Source organism: Pelomonas sp. KK5, from assembly GCF_001984095.1.
Classification (GTDB): domain Bacteria; phylum Pseudomonadota; class Gammaproteobacteria; order Burkholderiales; family Burkholderiaceae_C; genus KK5.
Map to the genome: position 1 here is coordinate 1 of NZ_LYVQ01000378.1, position 3,486 is coordinate 3,486.

The window sequence follows — 3,486 nt, forward strand, 5'->3', positions numbered from 1 at the left end:
GGGCGCGACGATCACGTAGTTGCCCGCGTCCGGCCCGGTCAGCGCGAGGCCGGTGACGCTGACCGGCTTGCCGCTGCCCACGTTCTTGTCGGCGAACTGCGCGCCGCCGACGCTGACGGTGGCGCCGTCGCCGCCCAGCAGCGCGGCACCGGCGGTGCCGGTCAGCGTCGCGGTGGTGGTCGTGTCGTAGACCTTGTTCGCGACGCCCAGGCCGCTCACCGCGACCGCGCGCGGCGTGATGTCGGCGCTGAGCGCGACCGGGCCGACGCTGTAGTTGCCCGCATCGGGCCCGCTCAGCGTGATGCCGCTGACGCTGACGGCCTTGCCGGTGCCGGCGTTCTTGTCGGCGAACTGGCCGATGCCGCCGGACACCGTCACCTGGTCGCTGCCCAGCACCTGCGCCTGGCCGGTGTTCAGCAGCGTGGCCAGCGTGCTCGCGTCATAGACCTTGTTCTGCGCCACCAGGCCGGTGCCGGGCAGCGGCGCGGGCGTGATGTTCGCGCTCAGCGCCGTGGCCGGGCCGCCCAGCACGTAGTCGCCAGCACTGGCGCCGGCGAGCGTCAGCCCGCTCAGCGAGACCGCCTTGCCGGTGCCGACGTTCTTGTCGGCGAAGCTGGCGGCCGCGGTGCCGGCGAGGCTCACCTGGTCGCTGCCCAGCGCAGTCACCTGCGCGGTGCCGGCCAGCGTGGCCGCCACGGTCGTGTCGTAGACCTTGTTCTGCGCGGTGAGGCCGCTGATCAGCAGCGTGGCCGGCGTGATGTTGCCGGTGACCGCCGTCGGGCCGGTGATCGCGTAGTTGGACAGCAGGCCGGTGCCGTCGGCGCCGTTGCCGTAGCTCAGCTCGGCGGACACCGTCTTGCCTTGGCCGACGTGCGGGTCGACGAAGCCGCCGGTCGCGGTGCCGGTGAGGCTCTCGCCGGCCACCAGGTTGCTGAACGTGACGCTCATCGACGCGGCGGTCGTCGTGTCGTAGACCTTGTCGGCCACGGCCACGCTGGCGCTGATCGCGCGCGGCGTGATCTGGCCCTGCACGCCGCTGTCGATCTGCAGGCCGTAGACCGGCTTGCTGCTGCTGTCGCGGAAGTCCACGCCGGCGGGGTCGATCGTCAGCGTGCCGTAGCCCACGTCCTTGCTGGCGAAGTGGACGTAGGAGCCCGTCTGCAGCGTGCCGGTGGCGAAGGTGGAGCCATAGAACTGCACGTTCGTCGGCGCCGCGTCGGTGGTGCCGTCGTAGGGCCGCGTGAAGTAGTCGCCGTAGGCATTGGCGTACTGGCTCTGGTAGGACACGAAGGCATTGCCCGCGTAGCCGCTCCAGGCGCCGGACTGCTGGGCGCCGTGCTGGGTGAAGTCGTAGGCCAGGCCACCGAACTGCACGCTCTCGCCGTCGGTGATGTCGTAGGCCCAGATGATCCAGCGGCCCTTGGTCGTGGCATCCACCTGCAGCGCCGTGCCGCCGGCGTAGTTGTAGAAGGTGCTCAGCGGGTTGCCGTCGTTGCCGCTGATGACGATGGCGTCGGTGGGCGCGGCGTAGGGCGTGGCGTTCGTGTTGACGATCGAGGCGCCCGAGTCGATCGTGACGCTGTCGGCCCGGATGTTGATCAGGCCAGGCGCGGTGATCTGGCTGCCGATGATGTGGAAGTCGTCCGCGCCCTGCAGGCTGGTCGTGGCGGACGAGCCCTTGATGAGGGCGTTGTTGCTGATCGCGATCGAGCTGCGGTAGTCGCCGTCCAGCGCGTGGGCCTCGATCAGCAGGCCGCTGCCCTGCGAGTTGTCGATGGTGGCGCCGGAGACGCTGATCGTCGTGCCGGGCGCCTGCGGGCTCGATTCGGTCAGCGGCGGCGGGATGTAGGGCCCGTTCCAGCCGGAGATCTGCATCGCCGTGTTGGCGCCGCCCTGGATCGTCAGGCCGCCGCCCTCGCCCGCGTCGAAGCTGATGCCGACGCCGCCCTGGTTGGCCTGGCCGGCGATCAGCAGCGTGGAAGCCGGGCTGCTCGCACCGGCCGCGGTGACGCGCAGGCTGGTCGTGCCGAAGATGTCCACGCCCCAGCCGTACTCGCTGTAGCCGGAGATCGTCATCGAGCCCTTGCTGTCCAGCGAGGAGTCGCTGATGTAGACGCCGCTGCCATAGCCGTTGTCGGTGGCGAGCACGACGATCTGGCCGGCGTTGGTGAGCGTCGAGTTGCTGATCTGGATGCCCCCGCCGCCCTCGCCGCCGTAGCCCACGCCCGACAGCTTGATCGTGCCGGTGCCGCCACCGTCGAGCACGGTGCCGCTCTGCAGCGAGATGCCCCAGCCGCCGTTGTTGTTGCCGACGGCCGCAGCGCCGCCGAAGCTCGTGCCGTTCGGGCCGATGCCGCAATCGCAGGGGCCGCCCAGGGTGATGTCGCCGCCGCCGCTGGCGATGCTGGTGTTGGACAGCCAGATGGTGCCGCCGCCGTTGATCGTGCCGGCCTGCACGCTGACGTTCATCGAGGTGCCCGCCTGCGCCTGGATGGAGGTGTTGCTGAAGCTGACGTCCTGCTGGCCGACCAGCTGCGCCACCACGCCCGCCTGCGGGCTGCTCAGCGAGACGGTGGTGGCGTCCATGGAGATGGCCGTGCCGCCATAGCCGCCGCCGGCCGCACCCTGGACGTCGAAGATCACGTGCGGGCCGCTGCTGTCGGGCTGGGCGACGGTGATCGTGGCATCGCTGCTGGTGCTGACGCCGGTGCCGTACTGGCTCCAGCCCTGCAGCCTGACCGAGCCGCTGGCCGACAGCGTGGCGCCGTCGATCTCGACCCCGCTGCCGTAGTAGCCGGTGTCGGTGCCCTGCAGCAGGATCTGCTTCGCATTGAGCTTGGAGCCGGCGCCGATCAGCACGCCGCCGCCGCCACCCTCGGGCGCGCTGCCGACGCCGGAGAGCCTGATGTTGCCGGCGCCCGCGTCCAGCACGCTGCTGCCGTCCAGCTCGATGGCCCAGCCGGAGTAGGCCCGCGCCGCGCCGGTGAAGGTGCCGCCGGACGGCAGCGTGCCGAAGTCGTAGAAGCCGCCCAGCGTGAGGTCGCCGCCGCCGGTGGAGATCGTGCTGGCCCCCAGCAGGATGCTGCCCGCGCCGCCGGCGCGCGCCGCCAGCAGGCTCACCGGCATCGGCTTGACGCTGGTGATCGACGAGCTGCTCATCGAGATGCCGCCGTCCGCCGTCAGCGTGAGGCTGCCCGGCGTGGCGCTGGTGATGTCGATGTGGGCGCTGTTCAGCGTGATGTTGCCCTGGCCCTGGCCCGCGGCGTCGCCGGCGATGCCGGTCTGCACGACGACGTTGCTGCCGCCGCTCAGCGCGTCGATCAGCGTGCTGCTGGCGATCGTGGAGCCGTCCTGGCCGGCGGTGAAGTTCGCGTCGACGCCGTTGGTATCGACGTTGTCGGAGATCAGGATGTCATAGGGGTCGAGCAGCCAGGTGCCAGCCTTGCCGTGCGGCGCCGACACGTCCACCTTCGCGGGCCGCGCATC

Annotated in this window: 1 protein-coding gene; it reads right to left on the reverse strand. The window is 71.1% G+C overall.

Annotated elements, in window-relative coordinates; translation table 11 throughout:
- On the reverse strand, window positions 1-3,486 hold a 3,486-nt coding region (locus tag B0W88_RS33995), incomplete at both ends, for an S-layer family protein (protein ID WP_158080975.1).